We start from the raw sequence: 24,213 nt of genomic DNA, 5'->3' as shown, positions 1-24,213 counted from the left end.
AAGATTTCTTGAATCTTGAGGAGTGCACTGTTGTGGCGAGGGGATTTATCCCCGCTCGAGTGCGCAGCGCTCGCAAAAGCTTGGGGCCGCTTCGCACCCCAGCGGGGATAAATCCCCTCGCCACAAAAAAAGCGTGCTATGTAAAAAGTAGATGCTTGGCTAACTATTTTTCCAGCAACCGCAACCTCCAGTTACAACTCGGTGATAATCTCGATGCCCTCATCACCGGACCCGTCATAGATGCCCAGCCAAGCGCCATTGCTGCTCCGCCACCACCGCCCCTTCATCGCCTTCTGGCTGGCCCGGATTTTCACCGCCAGTGGCTTCCAGATGCTCACCGTGGCCATCGGCTGGAACCTCTATCAACTGACCGGCAACGTATTGGACCTGGGTCTTGTAGGGTTGGTGGAGTTTGCTCCGCGTGTGCTGTTCATGCTGCACACCGGGCATGTGGCCGACCGCTATGATCGCCGCAAGGTCGCGGCGATCTGCCAGTCGTTGCAGGCGATGATTGCCCTGGCGCTGGTCATCGGCAGCGCCACTGATAACGTCACGCGGGAGATGATCTTCATCCTCGCCTTCCTGCTGGGCGCCGCCCGCTCCTTTGAGATGCCGACCACCCAAGCGCTGCTGCCGAGCATCGTGCCGGCCGCGCTGTTTCCCCGCGCCGTGGCCGCCGCGCAGTCGGCCCAGCAGTCCGCGACCATCGTCGCCCCGGCACTGGGCGGTCTGCTCTATGCCTTCGGCAGCGTCTGGGTCTATGGGCCGACCGTGTTGCTCTACGTCATCGCCTGCTGCCTGATGCTCAACCTGCCCGCCCGCCAGACGCCGCTGAACAAAGGCAAGGCAACCATGGATTCGTTGCTGGCCGGGATTCGCTTCATCCGCAGCCGCCCGGACATTCTCGGGGCGATTTCCCTGGACCTGTTCGCGGTACTGCTGGGTGGCGCGACCGCGCTGTTGCCGGTGTTCGCCAAGGATATTCTGCTTACCGGTCCCTGGGGCCTGGGCCTGCTGCGCTCGGCTCCGGCGGTGGGGGCCTTGCTGATGTCGCTATGGCTGGCGCGGTTTGCCGTGGAGCGCAAGGTCGGTCGGGTGATGTTCACCGCCGTGGGCGTGTTCGGCGTCGCCACCATTGCCTTCGGCCTCTCCACTTCGTTCTGGTTTTCCCTGGCGGTGCTGGTGGTGCTAGGCGCGGCGGACATGATCAGCATGGTGATCCGCGCCTCCTTCGTGCAGTTGGAAACGCCAGACGAAATGCGCGGCCGGGTCAGCGCCGTGAACGGACTGTTCATCGGTGCCTCGAACCAGTTGGGCGAGTTCGAGTCCGGCCTGACCGCCCACTGGTTCGGCACCGTGCCGGCGGTGGTCATGGGCGGTGTCGGCACACTGCTGGTGACCGGGGTCTGGATCAAACTGTTCCCGACCCTGGCCAACCGTGACCGGATGCACGAACCGGTGGACGCTGCGAAAACCTAAAGCAATTTATCCAGCGTGATGGGAAAGTCCCGGACCCGTTTGCCGGTGGCGTGATAAATCGCATTGGCCACGGCCGCCGCCACACCAACGATGCCAATCTCACCGACGCCCTTGGAGCCGAGGGCATTGACGATCTCGTCGTGCTCGTCGACAAAAACCACGTCAATGTCCCCGATGTCGGCGTTCACCGGCACATGGTATTCCGCCAGGCTGTGATTCATGTGCCGGCCCAACGCATGGTCAGTCAAGGTTTCTTCGTGCAAGGCCATGCCGACGCCCCAGACCACGCCGCCGAGGATCTGGCTGCGCGCGGTTTTCGGATTGATCACCCGTCCGGCGGCGATGGCGCTGACCACCCGATTGACCTTCACCGTGCCCAAGTCCTCATCCACCAGCACTTCGACAAACACCGCCGAATGCGTGGCCGTAGCGTAGGCTTGGCGTTTTTCCTCCGGCTCGGCAGTAACCTGAACCTGCAAGGGCGTCTCGCCGCTTTTTTGCGCCAACTCTGCCAACGAGACACAGGCCTCGCCCAACCGTAGCTGACCGTCGGCAAACGTCACTTGCTCAAGGGTCGCGCCAGCAAAGGCCGGACAGCTCTGCCGCGCCACAGCCAGGAGTTTTTCCTTCAGGGCTTCACAGGCCTGCTGCACAGCGGTGCCCACCGACGAGACGGTGAACGAGCCGCCCTGCAGCGGCGCAGTCGGCAGCGACGAATCACCGAGGATAAAGGTGACGTTTTCCAGGGAAACGCCTGACGCTTGGGCGGCGATCTGGGTCATGACTGTGTAGGTGCCAGTACCGATGTCAGTGGTGGCACTGCTGACGGTCAACTGACCGTTGGCATCCAGCGAGGCCCGAGCGCTGGCCTTCTGCTGCATGGCCTCCCACACACCGCCCGCCATGCCCCAACCGACCAACTGCCGACCTTCACGCATGCTGCGCGGTTCCGGGTTGCGCTTGTCCCAGCCGAAACGACGGGCACCTTGGGCATAGCATTCACGCAACTCTTTGCTGGAATATGGTTTGCCTTCATTCTCGTTACGCTCGGTATAGTTGAGCAGCCGCAGCTGGATCGGGTCGATCGCCAGGGCACAGGCCAGTTCATCCATGGCGCACTCCAGGCCGATCAGTCCCAGGGCAGCGCCGGGAGCGCGCATGTCCAGCGGCGTATAGACGTCCAACGGCACCAGTTTGTAGGTCAATTCGACGTTGTCGCAGTGATAGAGCATCCCGCTCCACTCCACCACATGCTCGGTGAAATCTTCAAAGCGCGAGGTCTGGCCGATGGCGGTATGCGCCACCGCCAACAGTCGCCCGTTGGCCGCGGCCCCCAGTTGCAGGCGCTGAAAGGTCCGTGGTCGATAGCCAAAGGTAAACATCTGCTGGCGCGTCAGACTGACCCGCACCGAGCGTTTGAGCGTCAGCGCTGCCATCACCGCCAGGGGCAGTTGGTACTGTGGCCGCAGCCCGGAACCGAAGGCGCCGCCCACATAGGCGGCAAACACTCGCACCTGCTCTTTCTCAAGCCCGAAGACCTTTTGCACATAGGCCTGGCAGTTTTGCGTGCCTTGGGTCTTGTCGTGGATGTGCAGGCTGCCGTCAGGCTGATACAGCACGGTGGAGGCATGAGGCTCCATCGGGTTGTGGTGTTCGATCGGTGTGCTGTAGGACACGTCCACACTGAGGGCCGAACTGGCGTACTCGCCCTGAAAATTCCCACGGGGCTTGGGCAATTCTGCCGGTGCCGGATGGGCTTCGTTTTGCAGGATTGCCAGATCGGTCTGATGGTCCCGGGCTTCATATTCGATTTCAATAAGCGAACCGGCGTAGCGGGCCAGCTCGAGGTTTTCAGCGACCACCAAGGCCAACGGCTGGCCGCTGTAGAGTACCTGATCGTTGTACAGCGGTCGGAACGGCGAACCCTCTGCCGCATCGGCGTCCTCGTAAGGCTCGTCGTAGCTGGCGATCCTGGGGCGGTTGGTGTGGTCGATCACCGTGACCACCCCGGGCAACGCCAACGCTCGGGTGGCATCGATGCGCAGCACGCGGCCACGGGCGATGCTGCTGGAGACGACGCTGCCGTGCAGCAAACCGTCCTCGGGGTATTCGCCGGCATATCGGGCCTGGCCGGTGACCTTGAGCAGGCCATCGACCCGGTCAAGTGGTTGCCCTATGGATTTGCTCGAAGCATTCATCAGGCTTGTCCTCCCACCAGTGCGGCATCGCTCAAGGCGCGGACCACCGCCCGGCGCGCCAGTCTGACCTTGAAGCCGTTATGTTCCAGCGGCTCGGCGTTTTGCAACAGCGCGTCAGCGGCAGCAGTGAAGGTTTCGCGGCTGACGGTCTGACCGGTCAGCCAGCTCTCCACGGCCCGGTCGCGCCAGGGTTTGTGGGCCACGCCGCCGAGGGCCAGGCGCGCCTGGCGGATCACCGGCCCGTCCAGCTCGAGCGCCGCCGCTACCGAAACCAGCGCAAAGGCGTAGGAGGCCCGGTCCCGAATTTTCAAGTAATGGCTGTGTTCAGCGAAACCGGCGGCAGGCAACTCAATGGCGGTGATCAGTTCATCATCGGCCAGTTGGTTGTCCCGTTCCGGGGCATCGCCGGGCAGACGGTGAAAGTCAGCGAACTCGATGGTCCGTGCCCCGCCCCGACCAATAACATGCACCACGGCCTCCAAGGCAGCCAGTGCCACGCACATGTCGGAAGGGTGCGTGGCGACACATTGATCACTGGCGCCGAATATCGCGTGCATACGGTTCAAGCCGTCCCGAGCCGGACAGCCGCTGCCTGGCCGTCGCTTGTTGCACGGCACGTTGGCGTCATAGAAGTAATAACAGCGGGTGCGTTGCAGGAGGTTACCGCCGGTGCTGGCCATGTTGCGCAACTGCGGCGAGGCGCCCGCCAGGATTGCCTGGGAAAGCAGCGGATAGCGGCGCTGGATCCAGGGATGCCAAGCCAGATCGGCATTGCTCACCAACGCGCCGATCATCACCCCGCCGGAAGGGGTTTCGCTGAGGTCCGCCAGGGGCAGCCCGGTAATGTCGATCAGGTGCTCGGGACGGGTGAGGTTTTCTTTCATCAGGTCCAGCAGGTTGGTGCCACCGGCAATGAAGCGTGAAACCGGGCTCGACAAGTCGACGGCGGCCTGCACAGTGTCGGGCTTGCTGTATTGGAAAGGGTTCATTGATCACCTCCCTGCTGACAGAGCGGCAATGCCTCTTCGATAGCGTCACGAATGTTGTTGTAGGCGCCGCACCGGCAGAGATTGCCGCTCATCAGTTCGCTGATCTGCGCCCCAGTCTGTGCCCGGCCTTCATTGGCCAATCCCACCGCGGAACAGATCTGCCCAGGCGTGCAGTAACCGCACTGGAAGGCGTCGTGCTTGATGAAAGCCTGCTGCATGGGATGCAACTGATCACCGTTGGCCAACCCCTCGATGGTGGTCAGCTCAGCGCCATCGCACATCACCGCCAGGGTCAGGCAGGCGTTGATCCGCTTGCCATCGCGCAGCACCGTACAGGCACCACATTGACCGTGGTCGCAGCCTTTCTTGCTGCCCACCAGATCCAGTTGCTCACGCAGCAGGTCCAGCAGCGTGGTCCAGGGCAGCACGTGCAGTTCGCGCGCCTGACCATTGAGCGTCAGGCGGATCGGATGGCGGACGAAGGACGCCGGTGTCGCTTCGGACAGGGTCGCGCTCATAAACACCTCACGGTTGGTCGTACACTCGCGGCGTTTTCGCAAACCGCCGTCATAAGGGGTACGACTTCGGGGTGGGGTGAGCGTTCAAGGCAATTTCGACGCGCCGAAAAAGCCTTGGCCATCGCAGGACACACTGATTTGCCTGGCATGTGCGGTATATATGTACCGCACCGAGTGTAATGTATCGCCTTACACTCGATTCCATGATTAAATCCTTCCGACACAAAGGCCTCAGGATCTTCTATGAAACGGGTTCGACCCGTGGAATCCGGGCTGACCATGGAAACCGCCTGGCTCGCATGCTCCAGTTCATGGACCGGGCGCAGTCGCCTGCCGACTTGGATATCCCCGGATGGCGACTGCATCCACTCAGAGGTGAGCTGGTTGAATACTGGTCGCTGAGTGTTTCGGGAAACTGGCGGATTATTTTTCGTTTTAGCGGATCGGATATCGAACTGGTCGATTATCTGGACTACCACTGACAGGAGGCTGGAACATGCCCATGCACAATCCGCCACACCCTGGCGAAACGCTACTGATGGATGTGTTGCCCGAACTGGGCATCACAGTCACCGAGCTGGCGCGGCATTTGGGCTTCGCCCGACCGCATCTCTCTCGGGTATTGCACGGCCATGCCCCCGTCAGCCCCGATCTGGCGGTGCGCCTGGAACGGGCCGGGATCGGCAAGGCCAGGGTCTGGCTGGGTGTTCAGACGGACTATGATCTGTGGCAAGCCGAGCAGCGTGAACAACCTTTGATCGAACGCTTACCTCACCACGCCTGATGCCTGTCAGGCCAGCAACTCCGCCGCCACCACGCCCCTCACGCCCTTGCCACAGAGCTGTTCCACCAGCGTCAAGGCAAACGCCAGCGCGGCAGCCGAGCCTTGGGCGGTGATGCAGTTGCCGTCCACCACCACCGGCTGATCGACAAAATTGCAACCGGACAGTTGCTGGCTCACGGCGGGCAGGCAGGTCATGCGGCGCTGGCGCAGTACGCCGAACGCCTGCAAGGCAAGGGCCGGGGCTTCGGCGATGGCGGCGAAGAAACGTCCAGTGGCGGCCTGGTCCTTGATCAGTTGTCGCAGTGGCTGATAGGCCGCCAGGTGTTGGGCGCCGATGATGCCGCCGGGCAGGACGATCAGATCAAAGTCCTGTGCCAACAAGTCCACCAGCATACCGTCGGCGGTCAGGCGCGTGCCGCGGGCACAGGTGAGCATCCGCCGCCCTTCGATACTTGCCACCACCACTTCGACCTGAGCTCGACGCAGCACGTCGATCAGCGTAACGGTCTGCAAGTCGTCGACACCCTCGGCGACGGCTATCAGGGCTCGGGGGATCTTGGTTCCAGGCATCATCGGTGTTCTCCGCTGGGTGGTTCATGAAGCCTAGTCAGGTTTGCCGGGCCGCGTGCGGCTTGTCAGGCTGGAAGGTCATTTGATGTACAGCTGGGTCGACATCCGGTTGCCTGGTGCGTTGATCGACTGGTTGCTGAAGCTGAAGGTGCCTTCCTGCTTGCCCTTCAGATCGAATACATACAAATAGCCAACCGTTTTGCTCCGCACGGAACAATCATTCAGGTTGCCATTGCTGAACGCACAGACCGGCGAGCGGGTGCCATCGACTTCAAAGCCGTCCAGCGTGACGTGAGGCTGACGGCCATACCCCACCTCCAGCACATAGACCTTGATACTCGGGCCGCTGTGATTGCAACGGGTCTGCTCTTGCCCTTGGGCGATGTCCTCGAAACCGCAGGCGGGCGACTCGACCTTGAGCACCTTGACCTCGCTCAGGGGCGGCGCCGAAGCGGCATTGACGGCCTGCCCGGGTAACCCCAGGCCCAGCGCACACCCCCATGCGACCAATAGGTGTTTTTTCATACGATGCATAAAGACCTCCCGGAACCGCGCGCAGTATGGCCGACTTGGCGCTTGGGCAAAACATCGACGACGATCGCAGCCACAGCGCCACGCTGCTGGTATGATGCGCGGCTTTTTCCGACCCACAGAAAATTCCCGAGCGCCCCTGGCGGTCTGTGCTTTGCTGTTGAGGTCGATACATTCACGGCGCCCGGCGCGCCACGGGGAGCAGACATGCTGGAAAGGCTGTTTCAACTCAAGGCACACAACACCAACGTGCGGACCGAGATTCTGGCGGGCGTCACCACCTTCCTGGCCATGGCCTACATTCTGTTCGTCAACCCGAGCATCCTCGGCGAAACCGGCATGGACAAAGGTGCGTTGTTCGTCGCCACCTGCCTGGCGGCGGCCATCGGCTCCACCACCATGGGCCTGATCGCCAACTACCCGATCGCCCTCGCGCCGGGCATGGGCCTGAATGCGTTTTTCACCTACACCGTGGTCCTGCACATGGGCCATACCTGGCAGGTGGCGCTGGGTGCGGTGTTCATTTCCGCCGTGTTGTTCTTCCTGCTGTCGATCTTTCGTATCCGCGAGTGGATCATCAACAGCATCCCGCTGCCCCTGCGCTCGGCCATCGCCGCCGGTATCGGCCTGTTCCTGGCGCTGATCGCCCTGAATAACGCCGGCATCGTGGTGAAAAACCCGGCAACCATGGTCGGCCTCGGTGATTTGAAACAACCCGCGCCGATCCTCGCTACCCTCGGCTTCGTCCTGATCGTCGCCCTCGAAGCGCTGAAAGTGCGCGGTGCAGTGCTCATCGGCATCCTGGCGGTCACCGTCGTTTCGATCCTGATGGGCTTCACCCCGTTCGGCGGCGTGATGTCGATGCCGCCATCCCTGGCCCCGACCTTCCTGCAACTGGACATCAAGGGCGCCCTGGACATCGGTCTGGTGAGCGTGATTTTCGCCTTCCTGTTCGTCGACCTGTTCGACAATTCCGGCACCCTGATCGGCGTCGCCAAGCGCGCCGGACTGATGGGCAAGGACGGCCACATGCCGAAGATGGGGCGGGCACTGATCGCCGACAGCACCGCCGCCATGGCCGGTTCGCTGCTGGGCACCTCCACCACCACCAGCTACATCGAGTCGGCGGCGGGCGTCAGCGCCGGCGGCCGCACCGGCCTGACCGCCATCGTCGTGGCGATCCTGTTTCTGCTGGCGCTGTTCTTCTCGCCACTGGCCTCCAGTGTCCCGGCCTTCGCCACCGCACCGGCGCTGTTGTTCGTCGCCGTGCTGATGACCTCAGGCCTGGCGGAAATCGACTGGGACGACATCACCGTGGCCGCTCCCGTGGTGATTACCGCGCTGGCGATGCCGTTCACCTATTCCATCGCCAACGGCATTGCCTTCGGCTTCATCGCCTGGACCGCCATCAAACTGGTGTCTGGCCGTGGCCGTGAGCTGAACCCGGCGCTGGTCATCCTGTCGATTCTGTTCGTGATCAAGTTGGGTTGGTTCAACGCATGACTTTTGATTCCCAGGCCTACGCCACTCAGCTCCAGGACAAGGTCAGCCGCTTGCGTGACCTGCTGGCCCCGTTCGATGCGCCGGAGCCAGCGGTGTTCGATTCACCGCTGGAGCACTTCCGCCTGCGGGCCGAATTCCGCCTGTGGCGCGAGGCCGGCGAACGGCATTACGCGATGTTCTCCCAGGACGACAAGCGCACGCCGATCCTCATCGAGCAGTTTCCCATCGCCAGCCTGCGCATCAACCAGTTGATGCCGCAACTCAAGGCGGCCTGGCAAGCCAGCGCGCCGCTGAGTCACAAGCTGTTCCAGGTGGAGTTCCTGACCACCCTGGCCGGCGATGCGATGATCACCCTGTGTTACCACCGCCCGCTGGATGAGCACTGGCACGCAGCGGCCACGAAACTGGCGAGCGACCTCGGTGTGAGCATCATCGGTCGCTCCAAAGGCAAACGGGAAGTGATCGGCCATGATTACGTGGTGGAGAAACTCGACGTCGGTGGCCGCACTTTCAGCTATCGCCAACCTGAAGGCGCCTTCACCCAGCCCAACGGCACCGTGAACCAGAAGATGCTCAACTGGGCCTACGAGGCCTTGGGCGATCGCAGCGACGATCTGCTGGAGTTGTACTGCGGCAACGGCAACTTCACCCTGCCTTTGGCCACCCGCGTGCGCAAAGTGCTGGCGACCGAAATCAGCAAGACGTCGGTGAACGCCGCGCTGAGCAACCTCAGCGAAAACGCTGTGGATAACGTGACTCTGGTGCGCCTGTCCGCTGAAGAACTGACCGAAGCCCTGAACGAAGTCCGCCCGTTCCGTCGCTTGCACGGCATCGACCTCAAGAGCTACGCATTCGGCAGCGTCTTCGTCGACCCGCCCCGCGCCGGCATGGACCCGGACACCTGCGAACTGACCCGGCGTTTCGAGAACATCCTCTACATCTCGTGCAACCCGGAAACCCTCGCCGCCAACATCGCGCAACTGCACGACACCCACCGCATCACGCGCTGCGCGATGTTCGATCAATTCCCTTGGACCCATCACATGGAATCCGGGGTGTTGTTGACGCGGCGCTAAACGCTGCGGGGCTGGACAGGGCAAAGCTATATGGGAGCAAGGCTTGCCCGCGATACAGGCAATGCGGTCGTTCAGAATTTGAGCCGCCTGTATCGCGGGCAAGCCTTGCTCCCACAGATAAATCCCCTCGCCACCATTGCCCTCCCTCACCTCCCGACCAAGATCATGTTCGATCATCGAACACTTATTGCCCGATGCCATCGGCTTTGTTTGACCAAATTAACCATCTAGTACAATTTATCTCCACCGGCTGAAATCCGCCGACATCAACAATAAAAATTGTGGAGAAATTGCGATGCCTCCGATCGTTCTGGTGCTCAACGGCCCGAACCTGAACCTGCTCGGCACCCGCGAGCCGGCGACTTATGGCCACGAAACCCTGGCGGACATCTCCGCACTGTGCGGCCGCGCCGCTGAAGAATTCGGCCTGGCGGTGGAGTTTCGCCAGACCAATCAGGAAGGCGAATTGCTCGACTGGGTGCATGGCGCCCGCGGTCGGTGTGCCGGCATCGTCATCAACCCGGCAGCCTGGACCCACACCTCGGTAGCGATCCGTGATGCGCTGGTCGCCAGCGAAGTCCCGGTGATCGAGGTGCACCTGTCCAACGTTCACGCCCGCGAAACGTTCCGTCATCACTCCTTTGTTTCATCGGTCGCCATCGGTGTGATGTGCGGGTTTGGCAGCCATGGTTATCGCCTGGCGCTGGAGCATTTCAGTCAGCGGTTGAAGGGTTGATGAGCATGTCGAATATCACCGTGCTTGCCGGCCTGATTGGTGCGGGCATCCAGGCGTCGCGCACCCCTGCGCTCCATGAGCGCGAGGGCGATGCCCAGGGCATGCGTTACCTCTATCGACTGATCGACCTGGACGCCCTGGGACTCGACAGCGGCGCCCTGCCCGATTTGCTCAAGGCCGCCGAGCGCATGAACTTCACCGGCCTGAACATCACCTTTCCCTGCAAACAGGCGATCATCCCGTTGCTCGACGAGCTGTCGCCCGAGGCCAGGGGCATTGGCGCGGTGAATACCGTGGTGTTCAAGGAGGGCAAACGCATCGGCCACAACACCGACTGCCTGGGGTTCGCCGAAGGGTTTCGCCGCGGCCTGGGTGAAGTGGCGCGCAAGCACGTGGTCCAGATGGGTGCTGGCGGCGCAGGCGCGGCGGTGGCCCACGCGCTGTTGGCAGAAGGCATACAGACGCTGAGCATTTTTGATGTTGAAGTCAGCCGTGCCGAAGCACTGGCAAACAACCTGAATCAACACTTCGGTCCTGGCCGCGCCCGGGCCGGGCATGATTTGCCTACAGCGATGGCCGAGGCGGACGGCCTGGTGAATACCACGCCCATGGGCATGGCGAAACTGCCGGGCATGCCGGTGCCGGTGGAGCTGCTGCGGGGCCAATTGTGGGTCGCGGAAATTGTCTACTTCCCCCTGGAAACCGAACTGCTGCGCAACGCCCGCGCCCTGGGTTGCCGCACGCTGGATGGCGGCAACATGGCCGTGTTCCAGGCGGTGAAGGCGTTCGAGTTGTTCAGCGGCGTGGCGCCGGATGCGCAGCGGATGCTGGAGCATTTCCAGAGCATGAATCACTGAAACCACCCTTGTGGGAGCGAGCCTGCTCGCGATAGCGGTGAATCAGTCAGTGTTGATGTGACTGACATACCGCCATCGCGAGCAGGCTCGCTCCCACAAAGGTTTCAAGGTCAGGCCTGCAGATACCGCAACACCGACTCACAAATCATCTGGCGATGACGCTGCTTGATCGCTTCGTCCGGCAAATCGATCTGAAAAATCTCACCGAATGTGTGGCGGTTGGACACGCGGTAAAAGCAGAACGAACTGATCAGCAGATGCACATCCAGCGGTTCCAGGCCGGCGCGGAACACCCCCTCTTCGGCACCTCGGCGCAGGATCACGCCCAGGGAATCAAGGATGGTATTGGTCATTGCCTTGATGGCGCCCGATTGCTTGACGTACTCGGCGTTGTGAATGTTTTCGATGCAGACGATGCGCACGAAATCCACATTGCGGTCATGGTGGTCGAAGGTGAATTCCACCAGGCGCCGGATCGCATCGACCGGGGCCAGTTCCGCCAAGTGCAGGCGGCTCTCAGTGTTGCGGATATCGCCGTAGAGTTTTTCCAGCACCTCGACGTACAACTGCTCCTTGCTGCCGAAGTAGTAGTAGATCATGCGCTTGGAGGTGTGGATGCGCTCAGCAATGGCGTCGACCCGAGCGCCGGACAGGCCCTGCTGGACGAACTCGACGATGGCTTCCTGAAGAATGTTTTCCCGGGTTTTCTCCGGGTTGTTCTTGCGACTCTTGCGCGGCTCGACGACAGGTTCGTCGAGGTCTGCGGAAAGCTCTGAATTCGTAGTCATTGCGGGGCTCACGGCCATCACTGCACAGGTTGGCGATTATGGGCCGCACCGCGCAGTCAAGCCAAGCCACGGGGTTGCCCTTTACCGCCGCGTTTACGATTTGCCTACAACTTGGCGTGCCGCAAGCCACCGCTGCGGGACTTGGCCATGGCTGCCAGCCTTACCGCGACATTGGCGGCGCCGTAGCCGGCATAGCCGTTCTTGCGCTGGATGATTTCAAAGAAGAAGCGCCCTTCGAACGGCTCGGTGTAGACGTGAAACAATTCACCGCCCTGGGCATCTCGGTCGTACAACACGTTGAAATAAGCCAGCTCGCTGAGAAACTCATCATCGAAATCGAAACGCGCCGCGAGGTCATCGTAATAGTTGAGCGGAATGTCCAGCAGCGGCACACCGGCCTCTTTGGCGCGGCTGACCTGGGCAAAGATGTCATCGCAGTCGAAGGCGATGTGGTGCACGCCGGAGCCGCGATAACTGGACAGCGCATGGGAGATCGCGGTGTTACGGTTCTCGGAAATATTGAGCGGTAAGCGGATCGAACTGCAACGGCTACGCAGGGCGCGACTCTTTACCAGGCCATACGGGTCGGGCAGCACCACTTCGTCGTCGGCTTCGAAATCCAGCAGGCTCTTGTAGAACAGCACCCAGCTGTCGAGGCTATCGGCCGGCAGCGCCATTGCCATGTGGTCGATGCGCTTGAGTCCGGCACCGATGACAGCGCCCGGTTGCAGGTTGAAATCGGTGCCGTAGACGTCGGCGTCCTGATCCACCAGGTAAATCAGGCTGCCGTCCGGTGCACGCACCGCCGCCAACTCCAACTCGTTGGGCCCCACCAGGCCGCGATAAGGCTGGCCCTTGTAGGCCACGGCCCGCTCCAGGGCGCTGGCGCTGTTTTTGACCCGCACGGCGGTGGCGCACAGCGATGGCCCGTGAGCTTCGAAAAAGCTGTGGGCAAACGAATAGGGTTCGCAATTGAGGATCAGGTTGATGTCGCCCTGGCGCAGCAGGCTCACGTTCTTGGAGCGATGCTGGCCGGCCTTGACGAACCCCAACCGTTCCAGCCAATGGGACAGCTTCGCGCCAAGACTGTCGTCCACGGCAAACTCAAGGAATTCGATACCGTTGTATTCGCTGGCCGGTGGTGTGGCGAACAGGATGTCAGCATGGCTTGCCGGTTCGGCCTCTTCGGCCAGCCGCTGGCGGGTCTTCTCCTCCAGGTACAGCAACGAACGCAGGCCGTCGGCGGCATTGGCCCGTGGTGGCGCGGCGCGGAAACCGTCGTTGAAAATCTCCAGCGACAATGGCCCGGTGTAGCCACTCTTGATGATCGGTGCCAGGAAGCCCGGCAGATCGAACTCGCCCTGGCCTGGGAAGCAACGGAAATGCCGGCTCCATTCCAGGACATCCATCGCCAGGATCGGCGCATCGGCCATTTGCACGAAGAAAATCTTGTCACCGGGGATCTGGGCAATCGCACTCGGATCACCCTTGAGGGACAAGGTATGGAAGCTGTCGAGCAACACCCCCAGACTGGGGTGGTCGGCCTGGCGCACGATGTTCCAGACCTGTTGATAAGTATTGACGTGCCGGCCCCAGGCCAGCGCCTCGTAACCGATGCGCAAGCCTCGCGCCCCGGCTCGTTCGGCCAGCAATCGCAGGTCATCCACCAAAATCTGCTCATCACCCAGGCTGTCGGCCGAGGCATTACTGCACACCAGCACCAGGTCGGTGCCCAGCTCCTGCATCAGGTCGAACTTGCGCTCGGCCCGCTCCAGATTGCGCGCAAGGCGTTCGCGACGGCAACCTTCAAAATCCCGAAACGGTTGGAAAAGCGTGATGGCGATGCCCAGGTCGGCGCACATCTGCCTGATTTCCCGAGGGCTGCCATCGTAATAGAGAAGGTCGTTCTCGAAGATCTCCACGCCGTCGAAACCGGCGGCGGCAATGGCTTCAAGTTTCTCCGGCAGGGTACCGCTCAAGGACACGGTGGCAATGGAACGCTGCATGACTTCGGCTCCCGGGACAGGCATCGGCTACACACAGGTGTGCCGCTTTTGAAAGAGTGAGCCGATTATTGAGCTGGAGGTTTGTTTCAGCAATTTAATATGTACCATCCGGTTAGTTTTTTGGGCGATTATCGAACACAATGCCCGATCAACGAATTGACGGTTTTTTGCTCACTGCGCACCATCGGCCCCTCATTGAGGCCGCCCTGATCGTCGGCACCTTTGAACAGACCCAGACCACACCATAAGAATTTCAAAAACGGGTACACGCTATGATTCCCTCCCAAAGCTCCCGCCTGCCCCCCGTCCTGGGTGCCACAACCGCTGGCGTCGGTAACAAGATCCGCGGCGCCCTGGCCGTGGGCAAAACCCGTTGGGGCATGCTCGCCCTGGTGTTTTTCGCCACCACCCTGAACTACATCGACCGCGCCGCACTGGGCGTGATGCAGCCCATTCTCGCCAAGGAAATGAGCTGGACGGCGATGGATTACGCCAACATCAACTTCTGGTTCCAGGTTGGTTATGCCATCGGTTTCGTGCTGCAAGGCCGACTGATCGACCGGATCGGCGTCAAGCGCGTGTTCTTTTGCGCCGTACTGCTCTGGAGCCTGGCGACCGGCGCCCATGGCCTGGCCACGTCGGCGGTGGGCTTCATGGTCTGCCGATTCATCCTGGGCCTGACCGAAGCCGCCAACTACCCGGCCTGCGTGAAGACCACACGGCTATGGTTCCCGGCCGGTGAACGGGCCGTGGCGACCGGTATTTTCAACGCCGGAACCAACGTTGGCGCGATGTTCACGCCAATGCTGCTGCCGCTGGTCCTGCAGGTGTGGGGCTGGCAGGCTGCGTTCCTGTGCATGGCCGCGCTGGGCGGGATCTGGCTGGTGTTCTGGGGCCTGAAATACTTCAACCCGGAGGATCATCCCAGCGTCAAACAGGCGGAACTGGACTACATCCAGGCCCAGGACGAACCCGATCAGGTCCGCGTGCCCTTCTCCCGTATCCTGCGCATGCGCGGCACCTGGGCGTTCGCCCTGGCCTACTCGATCACCGCACCGGTGTTCTGGTTCTACCTCTACTGGTTGCCGCCGTTCCTGAACCAGCAATACAACCTGGGCATCAACGTGACCCAGATGGGCATCCCGCTGATCATCATTTACCTCACCGCCGATTTCGGCAGCGTGGGCGGCGGGATTCTGTCTTCATTCCTGATCGGTCGCGGTCTGAACCCGATCAAGGCGCGGCTGATTTCCATGTTGCTGTTCGCCTGCTGCATCATCGGCGTGATCCTGGCCGCCGGTTCCAGCAGCCTGTGGATGGCGGTGTTTGCCATCTCCCTGGCCATCGGCGCGCACCAGGCCTGGACCGCCAACATCTGGAGCCTGGTGATGGACTACACGCCCAAGCACATGATGAGCACGGTGTTCGGCTTTGGCGGCATGTGCGCCGCCGTCGGCGGGATGTTCATGACCCAGTTGGTGGGCCACATCCTCACGGTGACCCACAACAACTACACCGTACTGTTCACCCTGATCCCGGCGATGTACTTCATTGCCCTGATCTGGTTGTACTTCATGGCACCACGCAAGGTGCCGACGCTGGAAAGCTGATACCAGTCAGCCCGGGATTCATCCCCATGTGGGAGCACGGCTTGCCCGCGATGCAGGCACCTCGGTTCACTCAGGACCGTATCGTCTTCATCGCGGGCAAGCCTTGCTCCCACAATCGATCCCACCACGGTGCGCGTTAGCTCCGCCGCTGTTGCCACGCCGCCGCCAGCCCGCTGAGGCAGATCAGCACAATGCCGAACACCGTGGTCAACGTTGGCGTATGGCTGAACAGCAACCAACCCAACAGGCCGGCAAATACGATCTGGCAATACCCGAACGGTGCCAGCAGCGCCGGGGCGGCGAAGCGGAAGGCCTGGGTCAGCATCAGGTGCGCCGTCATCCCACACGCTCCCAACGCAAGCATCATTGCCCCATGCACCAGGCTTGGCACCTGCCAGAAGAACGGCACCAGGGCGCTCATCACCAACGTATTGCACAAGCCGGCGAAGAAGTTGCTGGTGGTCGGGCTGTCAATCTCACTGAGCTTGCGAGTGAGCAGTTGATAGAAACAGAAAAACAGCGCCGAACAGAACGGCAATAACACCGCTGGCGTAAACAGGTCACCGCCCGGATGGACAATGATCAACACCCCGATAAAGCCGAAGATCACCGCGACCCATTGGCCGCGCGTCACGTGTTCGCCCAGCAAAGGCACCGACAATGCAGTGACCAGCACGGGCGCCAGGAAGTTGACCGCGGTCGCTTCCGCCAAAGGGATGTATAGCAGCGCCGTGGTGAAGAACAGGCTGGTGCCCAACAGACACAACGCACGCGCCAACTGCCATAACGGACGCTTGGTACGCAGCACTCGCAGCCCCGAACGCGGCAGGAAAATCCCTGCCATCAACAGCGTGTGCACGACATAACGCGCCCACACCACCATGATGATCGGATAGAACCCTGAAAGGTATTTGGACAAGGCGTCATGGCTGGAGAACAGGAACGTCGCGCAGAGTATCAACAGGATGCCCTTGAAGGCCTGATTGACGCCGGAAAGCGGAGTGCTGACGGTCATGTAGGAATCCTGTGTTGCTTGATGTAGGGAGCCGATGTCTGCGACGGCGATTCAGCTGAACAACTCCGATGCCTGGCTGGCGTGTGACAATTCCTCGGTAAACGCAAGCAAGGTCGGCGCCAGCTCATGCAGCCTCGATCGCGTCATCCGGGCGGTGGGGCCGGCGATGCTGAGCACGCCCAAGACCCGGCCATCCAGCGGATGACGCACCACGGCTGCAATGGCAGAGGTGCCGACCGCCGAACTTTCCTCGACACAGGCATAGCCCTGCTCCCGGGCCTGACGCAGGTATTGAAGCAGTTCAACGCTGTCACGCGGCGCGTTGGGGCCCACGTCCGCCGGCATTTTCAGGGCCTGGCGGTCCACCAGCGACAGCGCCTCGGCATCGCTCATGCACGCCAGCCAGGCATGGCCCGACGCGGTATAGACCAATGGCGTCTCGCGGCCCATGTCAGGGTCGTAGCGCAACCCGGAGCGAGCGCCCTGGGACTTGGCAATCCAGGTCTGGCGATCACCCTCGATCACACCCAGGCGTACCAGTTCACCGCTTTCCCGAGCCAGACGATCGAGCACCGGCTGCACGATGTCGGCACCACTGCGCGACAGGTAGCGAAAGCCCAGGGCGACCAGGCGGGTCGACAAGTGATAACGCAGGTTCTCGGGATTCTGGCGCACGTAACCCAGGCGCGTCAGTTCAGCAAGCAGGCGGTGCGTGGCGCTCTTGGGAATCTGTAATTGTTCGGCCAACCCTTGCAGAGCCCAGCCGTGGGGATCGCTGGCGAGACTTTCCAGCACATTGAAAACCCGTTCGATTTGACTGCCGGCCATGAAAAATCCAGAGGAGAGAGGCTGATTCCAAAATATGCGAAGTGTAATGCAAATTCTGGAACCCGACATTCATTGTTGACGGATGAACCAAAACCCGTGGCGATTGCCTGAGAGCTCAGGCGTACAGCCTGCGCCTTCAAACGCTAGACTCACTGCGAATGTCTGTCCGTGAACTGGCGGCAACCCCACTCAGCGGCAACACTCTTCACACGGTCAATCAGAGGATTTCCCACATGTTATGGAAAAAAGGTCGCCGCAGTGACAACGTGGTGGACGCCCGCGGTGACGGTGGCGGCGGTGGTGGGATGCGTTTCGGTGGCGGCAAGGGGCTGAGCCTGACGGCCATTGTCCTGATCGTCGGTATCGGCTGGATCACCGGCCAGGACCCCATGCAGATTCTCGGGCAACTGGCCGGGCAGATGGACCAGACCTCGGCCCCCGCCTCCTCCCAAACCCGGCAGGCGCCGCCCGCGAACGATGAACAGGCCGAGTTCGTGCGCTCAATCCTGGGTGATACCGAAGACACCTGGGGCCAGGTCTTCCAGCAGGCCGGGCGCCAGTACCAGCAACCCAAACTGGTGCTGTTCAGCGGTCGGGTCAACTCGGCCTGCGGCCTCGCTTCATCAGCCACCGGCCCGTTCTATTGCCCGGCCGATAAACAGGTCTACCTGGACATGAGTTTCTTCCAGGAAATGTCCCAACGGTTCTCCGCCGCTGGGGATTTCGCCCAGGCCTACGTCATCGCCCATGAGGTCGGGCATCACGTCCAGACCCTGCTCGGGGTGTCGGCAAAAATCCAGGAGGCTCGCCGTCAGGGCCGCCAGATGGAAGGCGATGGTGGTCTGCTGGTCCGTCAGGAATTACAGGCCGACTGCCTGGCGGGCGTCTGGGCCAACCATGCACAGAAGCGCCTGAACTGGCTGGAGCCGGGGGACATTGAAGAGGCCTTGACCGCCGCCAACGCCATCGGTGATGACCGCCTTCAGCAGCAGGGCCAAGGCCGGGTAGTACCGGACTCCTTTACCCACGGCACCTCGGCGCAACGGGTTCGCTGGTTCAAGACCGGGTTTGCCCAGGGTCAGGTCAGCCAATGCGACACCTTCGCGGCGAAAAATCTGTAATGAAGTGGGGCGCCCTCCTCAGCCTGCTGCTGTGCTGCACCTTTACCCAGGCAGACGAACAGGGCGTGGACGTGGTCGCTCAAGGGCGACTGGAGCTCAAGGGCGGCGCCATGGTCGTCGGTGTGAGTCCGCCCCCGGCGTCTATCCAGCGCGTGTTGATCATCCTCCATGGCAGGCTGCGCAACGCCCAGACCTATCTGCACAGCGCCGAAAAGGCCGCCGCACACGCCGGTCAACTGACCACGACCCTGATCATCGCCCCGCAGTTTCTCAACGAACATGACGTTGCCCGCCATCAGTTGCCCAATGACCTGTTGCGCTGGCAAGGCAACGACTGGATGGCCGGCGGCTTATCCACGGGGCCCAAGGCGGTCAGTTCCTTTCAAGTCATCGACGACATCGTCGCCCGGGTCAGTGACCGGCAGCAGTTCCCCGAGGTGAAAGAGATCGTCATCGCGGGCCATTCCGGCGGCGCGCAGGTCGCGCAGCGCTACGCCTTGCTCGCTCGCGGTCAAACCCGGATCGCCCCCAGATTCGTCATCGCCAACCCCTCCTCCTATGCCTATTTCGATGCGCAGCGCCCCATGGCCTTCGACCCGGCCGGTTGTCCCGGCTTCAACCATTGGAAGTACGGCCTGCAGAACCTGCCCGCCTATGCCGCCGGGCAAACGCCCGCTCAACTGGAAGACAACTACATCAAACGCGACATCGTTTATCTGCTTGGGCAACAGGACATCGACCCTGAGCACCCTGCGCTGGATAAAGGCTGTGAAGCGCAGACCCAAGGGCCGTATCGGTTACTGCGCGGGCAGTTCTTTTTCGACTACCTGACCCGGCGTCATCCCGAGGGGCTGAGCCAGCGGCTGATCGAAGTGCCGGGGGTGGGGCATAACGGGGATGGGATGTTCAATTCGGCTGAGGGGCAGAAGGCGCTGTTTGGTCAGTGAGTGGTGTAGTGGTAGACAGGGCCTCATCGCGAGCAAGCTCGCTCCCACAGTAGATCTGCGGTGGACACACACTTTTTGATCGACTCAGATCCCCTTGTGGGAGCGAGCCTGCTCGCGATAGCTATCTATCAGCCAACCCCTCTTTCAAGCCGACAGCATCCGCCGCAACTCCCCGCAATCGCGCGCATGCCAGTCCGCCAGCTCCGGCCAAGGATTGTCCGGCAGGTTCACCAGCACCGTCCGCGCACCCGCCGCACGGCCGCAGTCCAGGTCGAAACGGTAGTCACCCACCATTACCATCGCCTCAGGCGCCACACTCCAGGCCTCGGCCAGTTTCAACAGGCCGCCGGGATGAGGCTTGGGCGGCGCTTCGTCGCGGCCCAGGACATCTTCCACGGCGAAACAGTCCGCCAGACCGATAGCTTGCAGGGTCACGTGGGCCAGTTCGCGGGCGTTGCGCGTCAGGATCCCCAGGCGGTAACCCCGCTGCGCCAGCTCGCGTACCAGCTCGACCGCTCCTGGCGCAGGCCGGGAGCCCAGCGCCAGGTCCCGCTCGTGTTCCAGCAACCAGGCATGCTTGGCTGCGGCTTCGTCGGCCGGCAATGCCGCCAGGTGGGTCAGAATGTCGTCTTCGGCCGGGATCGCCAGGGCCACGCGAATCGCCGCAAAATCATGCACGGCGATGGTCAGCGTACCGTCCATGTCGAACACCCAGTGCCGCACATCGGCCAGACTCATGCCCAGTCCTTGCGGTGGCGAATCAGGCCTTCCTGGGTCACCGACGCCACCAGTTGTCCGGCGCGATTGAACACGCTGCCACGAGAGAACCCACGGGAGTTGCCGGCCCACGGGCTGTCCATCGCATAGAGCAACCAGTCATCGGCACGCAGGTCGGCGTGGAACCACAAGGCGTGGTCGAGGCTGGCGACCTGCATGTCCTTTTGCCAAACCGATTTGCCGTGGGGCAGCATCGAGGTGGTCAGCAGACCGAAATCCGAGGCGTAGGCCAACAGGTATTTATGCAGGGCCGGTGAGTCCGCCAGGGCACCATCGGCCCGGAACCACACGTACTTGACCGGATCGGCCGGCTGCGGATTGTAGGGATCTTTCTCGGTGACCGGGCGCACCTCGATCGGTTTGGGACACAGCAGTTTTTCCCGCATGTGCTCGGGCAGCAGGTGCGCCCGCTGCTGGGTCAGTTCCAGCTCCGAAGGCAGGTTCTCCGGCCCGACCACCTGGGGCATGGAGTTCTGGTGCTCAAAACCCTGCTCGTCGTATTGAAACGAAGCGCTGCACGTGAAAATCGGGTTGCCCTTCTGGATCGCCGTGACCCGGCGGGTGCTGAAACTGCCGCCGTCACGCACCCGGTCCACCTGGTAGACCACCGGCAAGGCCGCATCGCCCGGGCGCAGGAAGTAACCGTGCATCGAATGCACATGACGGGCCTCTTCCACGGTCTGGCTGGCCGCCGACAGTGACTGGCCCAGCACCTGGCCGCCGAACAACTGGCGAAACCCCAGGTCCTGGCTGCGACCGCGAAACAGGTTCTCTTCGATGGGTTCCAGGGTCAGCAGGTCGACCAGATCTTCCAACACGTGGCTCATTCAGACTTTCCTCACACAGCTCAACCGCGCAGTCGGTGCTGCGACGGTGGATCGATTGTTGGCCCGGGCCATTGTGGCGGGCATTGTAAACGTCCGTGTCGGCTAACCGTGCAGGGTCTGTAGCCACTGTTCACGGTTGATACGATAGAGCACATGTTGACGCAATGGATGACCGACGGCGAGCTTTGGGTGTTCAAAGTCATCGGCCGGGTCATGATGCATGCCGATGGCTTGCATGACTTTCTGCGATGGCAGGTTATCGACGGCGGCGAACGCCACCACCTCATCCAGCCCCAGGCGATCGAACGCACACCGCAAGGCCGTCCATGCGGCTTCGCTGGCATAACCCAGGCCCCAATGCTCACGGGCCAGACGCCAGCCGATCTCGATCGCCGGAGTGAAGTGCGCGTCGAACCCGACCACGCCCAGGCCGGTAAAGCCGATAAAGGCCCCGGTGTCCTTGCGCTGCAGGGCCCACAAACCAAAGCCATGCTCGGCAAAATGCCCCCGCACGCGCCCGATCAGTGCGGCGCTTTCCAGGCGGCTCAGGGGCGCCGGAAAATAACGCATCACCTGCGCATCGGCAGACATGGCGGCAAACTCCGGCAAGTCCGCGTCGCGCCACTGGCGCAGTATCAACCGCGCGCTTTGCAGTTCCAGTATCGGCTCCATTTGCTTCCTCTCCATGCCCCAACGCCTACTCAAGCGAAATCGCCACGCCCAAATAAACGGCCCACGGCCGCTGCCGGGATCAAGGTGGGAGACGCAGGCGCCGTGCCCAGCTTGATCGAGTGAGCCACGCGGCTGCGCCAGGTATCAATTATCGACAGGCTTGGCTTGGCTGGCGAGGAGTTCGTCGCGCTCGTAGGGTGCTACCGGTTCAGACTGCGTTCGTAAGCGGCCAGAACGGTGCGCTCCGACTGCACCAGATAGGCTTCAAGCAGCCGGGTTGCCTCCTCTGATCGCCCTTCTTCGATACAACGCAGGATTGAAACGTTCATATCGACATAGGGCATATGCAGGAACTCCGGATCTTTGAGCAGGCCGAATGCCAGCCGCAGCTCGGCTGATATCTGACCGTAGAACACCACCAATCGCGGGCTGTCGGCGAGTTCGACGATAGCCTTGTGGAACATCATGTTGGCGGTGCCGACAGCCTTCCAGTCCTTGACTTCACGCGCTCGCATGCCCGCCTCCACCGCCTCACGCATATGCAGCGTTCCCGGATGCAGCGGGTAACCCTGGGCAATGGCCTTGCATTCGATAAAGCGGCGGACACGATAGATGTCGATGATCGACGCCATATCGGGCACCGCCACGCTCACCCCGCGATTGGGTTCATGTTTGAGCAACCCCTCGCGGGTCAGGACCCTGAACGCTTCCCTCAAGGTGTTGCGGGAAATCTGCAGGCTTTCGGCCAGGGCCGCTTCGGACAATCGTTGGCCCGGAACCAGTTCACCTTCGACCAGCATTCTGCGGACCTCCTGGGTAATGGATTCTCCCAGCGAGCGAGGAAGGGAAGGTGAAACGTCGTTCATGTGCAATCCAGAATAAGAATAAGAGAAAGTCACTTTGATGTTCCATGAGAGCCCCGCCCATGGCAAGGAGCAAGGGTGTCGCCTGCATCATTAAGTAACACCCACGAGTGACAAGGTTACAATTTGGTGCGAATTGTAGCCTTGCACTAAACTGATTGTTGAACAATTCAGATGCTATAGATCAACACTTCTAGACCGATGTTTGAGTCCTGGCACGCTCGTTGCTCAATAAAAAAATATCTCCCACCGTAGGAATTGATGCCGTGACACAGACAGCCGTGACACAGACCGCTCAAGATTTTACAAAGACGCGACGCGCTTCCCTGATCGCAGCAATTTTCATGATGGCAACGTCCGCCATCGGCCCTGGCTTCATCACCCAGACCGCCACGTTCACGGCCAAAATGGGTGCGGCATTTGCGTTCGGTATCCTGGCGTCGATTCTGATCGACTTCGTGGTTCAACTTAACGTCTGGCGTATCGTCACCCTGACCCGAATGCGTGCCGCAGACGTGGCCAACAACGCGATTCCAGGCAGTGGTTACCTGCTGGCGGTGCTGGTGATTTTCGGCGGGCTGGTGTTCAACGTCGGCAACATCGCCGGTGCCGGGCTGGGCCTGAACGCGTTGATGGGGCTTGATGCAAAATGGGGCGGCGGTCTCAGCGCCTTGCTGGCTATCGGCATCTTCCTTTCCCACCGCGCCGGAGTGGCCGTCGACCGGCTGATCGTCGTGCTGGGTCTGGTAATGATCGCCCTGACCCTGTTCGTGGCCTTCGCTTCCAACCCGCCACTGGGCGAAGCCCTCTATCAAACCGTCCTTCCGGACCAGATCAACTTCGCCACCATTACCACCATTGTCGGCGGCACGGTCGGCGGTTACATCACTTATGCGGGGGCTCACAAACTGCTGGACCGCGGGACTACCGGGGTAGAAAACCTCCAGGCAGTGACCAAGGCAGCCTTGGGCGGCATCATGGTCACCGGCCTCATGCGCTACATCCTGTTTCTCGCCATCCTCGGCGTCGTTGCCAGCGGCGTAGTCATCGACACTTCGGGCCAGGGCGCCAATCCGGCCGCACAAGCCTTCCAGGCAGCAGCCGGGCAGTTCGGCCTGCGCGTCTTCGGTCTCATCCTCTGGGCCGCCAGTATCACCAGCGTGATCGGCGCCGCTTACACCTCCATTTCCTTTGTCACCGTGTTCAAGCCGGACATCACTGAGCAGGGGCGCAACCGCGCCACCACCGTGTTCATCGCTCTGTCGCTGCTGATCTTTGCCCTGATGGGAACGGCTCCCGCCGCACTGCTGCTCTTCGCGGGCGGTTTCAATGGCCTGATACTGCCAATCGGCCTGAGCATCTTTATCTACGTCGGCTGGCGCCGGTCCGACCTCATGGGCGGTTACCATTACCCACGCTGGCTGTTGGTGCTGGGCGCCCTGACCTGCCTGCTGACCTGGTACATGGCAATCAAATCCGTTGGGCCGATCTTCGCCTTCCTCAACGTTGCCTGAGCCC

Annotated in this window: 24 protein-coding genes; 11 read left to right on the top strand and 13 right to left on the bottom strand. The window is 61.6% G+C overall.

All coding sequences use genetic code 11. The annotated features are described in order from the left end of the window. Nucleotides 1-240 precede the first annotated feature (240 nt). Nucleotides 241-1,479 carry an MFS transporter gene (locus GSM73_RS11465; RefSeq protein ID WP_047229574.1) on the top strand — a complete coding sequence of 413 codons (1,239 nt, stop codon included), beginning with the start codon at nucleotides 241-243 and terminating at the stop codon, nucleotides 1,477-1,479. Here the strand turns inward: GSM73_RS11465 and GSM73_RS11460 are convergent. Genes GSM73_RS11460 through GSM73_RS11450 form a run of 3 tightly spaced genes read right to left on the bottom strand, consistent with a single transcriptional unit; the run spans nucleotide 1,476 to nucleotide 5,184 of the window. Then, nucleotides 1,476-3,677 carry a xanthine dehydrogenase family protein molybdopterin-binding subunit gene (locus GSM73_RS11460; protein WP_160892570.1) on the bottom strand — a complete coding sequence of 734 codons (2,202 nt, stop codon included), beginning with the start codon at nucleotides 3,675-3,677 and terminating at the stop codon, nucleotides 1,476-1,478. The two genes, GSM73_RS11465 and GSM73_RS11460, sit on opposite strands and share 4 nt — an antisense overlap. Continuing rightward, on the bottom strand, nucleotides 3,677-4,666 hold the full coding sequence (locus GSM73_RS11455; protein ID WP_047229572.1) for a xanthine dehydrogenase family protein subunit M: 990 nt from the start codon (nucleotides 4,664-4,666) through the stop codon (nucleotides 3,677-3,679). Before GSM73_RS11455 ends, GSM73_RS11460 begins: the two co-directional genes overlap by 1 nt. Next, nucleotides 4,663-5,184 carry a (2Fe-2S)-binding protein gene (locus tag GSM73_RS11450; RefSeq protein ID WP_047229571.1) on the bottom strand — a complete coding sequence of 174 codons (522 nt, stop codon included), beginning with the start codon at nucleotides 5,182-5,184 and terminating at the stop codon, nucleotides 4,663-4,665. The genes GSM73_RS11455 and GSM73_RS11450 overlap by 4 nt, the downstream gene beginning before the upstream one ends. 203 nt (nucleotides 5,185-5,387) lie before the next feature. Here GSM73_RS11450 and GSM73_RS11445 point away from each other — a divergent pair, with 203 nt between their 5' ends. Both GSM73_RS11445 and GSM73_RS11440 read left to right on the top strand, forming a co-directional pair. Next, the gene (locus tag GSM73_RS11445; RefSeq protein WP_160892569.1) at nucleotides 5,388-5,666 is read left to right on the top strand and encodes a type II toxin-antitoxin system RelE/ParE family toxin; all 279 of its coding nucleotides are present in this window, start codon (nucleotides 5,388-5,390) and stop codon (nucleotides 5,664-5,666) included. Nucleotides 5,667-5,680: 14 nt separating this feature from the next. Next, nucleotides 5,681-5,968 carry a HigA family addiction module antitoxin gene (locus GSM73_RS11440; protein ID WP_139051201.1) on the top strand — a complete coding sequence of 96 codons (288 nt, stop codon included), beginning with the start codon at nucleotides 5,681-5,683 and terminating at the stop codon, nucleotides 5,966-5,968. 6 nt (nucleotides 5,969-5,974) lie between these two features. On the opposite strand, the gene GSM73_RS11435 is transcribed toward GSM73_RS11440, so the two are convergent. Together GSM73_RS11435 and GSM73_RS11430 are read right to left on the bottom strand one after the other, a co-directional pair. Beyond that, nucleotides 5,975-6,541, bottom strand: coding sequence for a DJ-1 family glyoxalase III (locus GSM73_RS11435; protein ID WP_160892568.1), 567 nt, complete (start codon nucleotides 6,539-6,541; stop codon nucleotides 5,975-5,977). A 75-nt stretch (nucleotides 6,542-6,616) separates the two neighbouring features. Next, on the bottom strand, nucleotides 6,617-7,072 hold the full coding sequence (locus GSM73_RS11430) for a DUF4879 domain-containing protein (RefSeq protein ID WP_076386416.1): 456 nt from the start codon (nucleotides 7,070-7,072) through the stop codon (nucleotides 6,617-6,619). A gap of 204 nt (nucleotides 7,073-7,276) precedes the next feature. Here GSM73_RS11430 and GSM73_RS11425 point away from each other — a divergent pair, with 204 nt between their 5' ends. The 4 genes from GSM73_RS11425 (at nucleotide 7,277) to GSM73_RS11410 (ending at nucleotide 11,241) form a co-directional block, all read left to right on the top strand. Beyond that, nucleotides 7,277-8,572 carry an NCS2 family permease gene (locus tag GSM73_RS11425; protein WP_047229568.1) on the top strand — a complete coding sequence of 432 codons (1,296 nt, stop codon included), beginning with the start codon at nucleotides 7,277-7,279 and terminating at the stop codon, nucleotides 8,570-8,572. Continuing rightward, complete coding sequence (gene trmA / locus GSM73_RS11420; protein WP_160892567.1) at nucleotides 8,569-9,648, top strand: tRNA (uridine(54)-C5)-methyltransferase TrmA; 1,080 nt, start codon at nucleotides 8,569-8,571, stop codon at nucleotides 9,646-9,648. Before GSM73_RS11425 ends, trmA begins: the two co-directional genes overlap by 4 nt. A 295-nt stretch (nucleotides 9,649-9,943) precedes the next feature. Then, nucleotides 9,944-10,384, top strand: coding sequence for a type II 3-dehydroquinate dehydratase (aroQ, locus tag GSM73_RS11415; RefSeq protein WP_014340320.1), 441 nt, complete (start codon nucleotides 9,944-9,946; stop codon nucleotides 10,382-10,384). Nucleotides 10,385-10,389: 5 nt separating this feature from the next. Continuing rightward, nucleotides 10,390-11,241, top strand: a complete 852-nt coding sequence (locus tag GSM73_RS11410) for a shikimate dehydrogenase (protein ID WP_370695173.1) — start codon at nucleotides 10,390-10,392, stop codon at nucleotides 11,239-11,241. A gap of 110 nt (nucleotides 11,242-11,351) precedes the next feature. Here GSM73_RS11410 and GSM73_RS11405 read toward each other — a convergent pair whose 3' ends face one another. Beyond that, the gene (locus GSM73_RS11405) at nucleotides 11,352-12,029 is read right to left on the bottom strand and encodes a TetR/AcrR family transcriptional regulator (RefSeq protein WP_047229564.1); all 678 of its coding nucleotides are present in this window, start codon (nucleotides 12,027-12,029) and stop codon (nucleotides 11,352-11,354) included. Between the two features lie 104 nt (nucleotides 12,030-12,133). Beyond that, nucleotides 12,134-14,035, bottom strand: a complete 1,902-nt coding sequence (quiC, locus tag GSM73_RS11400) for a 3-dehydroshikimate dehydratase QuiC (RefSeq protein ID WP_160892565.1) — start codon at nucleotides 14,033-14,035, stop codon at nucleotides 12,134-12,136. Between the two features lie 272 nt (nucleotides 14,036-14,307). Between quiC and GSM73_RS11395 the strand changes: the two genes are divergently transcribed. Continuing rightward, complete coding sequence (locus GSM73_RS11395) at nucleotides 14,308-15,645, top strand: MFS transporter (protein WP_047229562.1); 1,338 nt, start codon at nucleotides 14,308-14,310, stop codon at nucleotides 15,643-15,645. Nucleotides 15,646-15,781: 136 nt separating this feature from the next. Here GSM73_RS11395 and GSM73_RS11390 read toward each other — a convergent pair whose 3' ends face one another. Together GSM73_RS11390 and GSM73_RS11385 are read right to left on the bottom strand one after the other, a co-directional pair. Then, complete coding sequence (locus GSM73_RS11390) at nucleotides 15,782-16,660, bottom strand: DMT family transporter (protein WP_107322970.1); 879 nt, start codon at nucleotides 16,658-16,660, stop codon at nucleotides 15,782-15,784. Between the two features lie 51 nt (nucleotides 16,661-16,711). Continuing rightward, nucleotides 16,712-17,488 carry an IclR family transcriptional regulator gene (locus GSM73_RS11385; protein ID WP_047229560.1) on the bottom strand — a complete coding sequence of 259 codons (777 nt, stop codon included), beginning with the start codon at nucleotides 17,486-17,488 and terminating at the stop codon, nucleotides 16,712-16,714. 233 nt (nucleotides 17,489-17,721) lie between these two features. Between GSM73_RS11385 and GSM73_RS11380 the strand changes: the two genes are divergently transcribed. Together GSM73_RS11380 and GSM73_RS11375 are read left to right on the top strand one after the other, a co-directional pair. Beyond that, the gene (locus tag GSM73_RS11380) at nucleotides 17,722-18,609 is read left to right on the top strand and encodes a neutral zinc metallopeptidase (protein WP_047229559.1); all 888 of its coding nucleotides are present in this window, start codon (nucleotides 17,722-17,724) and stop codon (nucleotides 18,607-18,609) included. Beyond that, nucleotides 18,609-19,556 (top strand): alpha/beta hydrolase, encoded by a 948-nt coding sequence (locus tag GSM73_RS11375; protein ID WP_160892563.1) that lies wholly within the window; start codon nucleotides 18,609-18,611, stop codon nucleotides 19,554-19,556. The genes GSM73_RS11380 and GSM73_RS11375 overlap by 1 nt, the downstream gene beginning before the upstream one ends. A gap of 144 nt (nucleotides 19,557-19,700) precedes the next feature. Here the strand turns inward: GSM73_RS11375 and GSM73_RS11370 are convergent, their stop codons facing one another. From GSM73_RS11370 to GSM73_RS11355, 4 genes are all read right to left on the bottom strand, one after another. Beyond that, nucleotides 19,701-20,294, bottom strand: coding sequence for an HAD family hydrolase (locus GSM73_RS11370; protein WP_047229557.1), 594 nt, complete (start codon nucleotides 20,292-20,294; stop codon nucleotides 19,701-19,703). After that, nucleotides 20,291-21,160 (bottom strand): acyl-CoA thioesterase II, encoded by an 870-nt coding sequence (tesB, locus tag GSM73_RS11365; protein ID WP_047229556.1) that lies wholly within the window; start codon nucleotides 21,158-21,160, stop codon nucleotides 20,291-20,293. Before tesB ends, GSM73_RS11370 begins: the two co-directional genes overlap by 4 nt. Before the next feature lie 102 nt (nucleotides 21,161-21,262). Continuing rightward, entirely contained in the window at nucleotides 21,263-21,832 is a 570-nt protein-coding gene (locus GSM73_RS11360) for a GNAT family N-acetyltransferase (RefSeq protein WP_047229555.1), read from the bottom strand. 200 nt (nucleotides 21,833-22,032) lie between these two features. Further along, entirely contained in the window at nucleotides 22,033-22,698 is a 666-nt protein-coding gene (locus GSM73_RS11355; protein ID WP_076386424.1) for a GntR family transcriptional regulator, read from the bottom strand. Nucleotides 22,699-22,976: 278 nt separating this feature from the next. On the opposite strand from GSM73_RS11355, the gene GSM73_RS11350 reads away from it, so the two are divergent. Then, on the top strand, nucleotides 22,977-24,209 hold the full coding sequence (locus GSM73_RS11350) for an NRAMP family divalent metal transporter (RefSeq protein WP_047229583.1): 1,233 nt from the start codon (nucleotides 22,977-22,979) through the stop codon (nucleotides 24,207-24,209). Nucleotides 24,210-24,213 lie beyond the last annotated feature (4 nt).

Origin of the sequence: Pseudomonas sp. PICF6 (genome assembly GCF_009831705.1) — a bacterium.
In the GTDB taxonomy this organism is placed as follows: domain Bacteria; phylum Pseudomonadota; class Gammaproteobacteria; order Pseudomonadales; family Pseudomonadaceae; genus Aquipseudomonas; species Aquipseudomonas rhizophila.
This window is presented reverse-complemented; position numbering and strand designations above follow the sequence as displayed.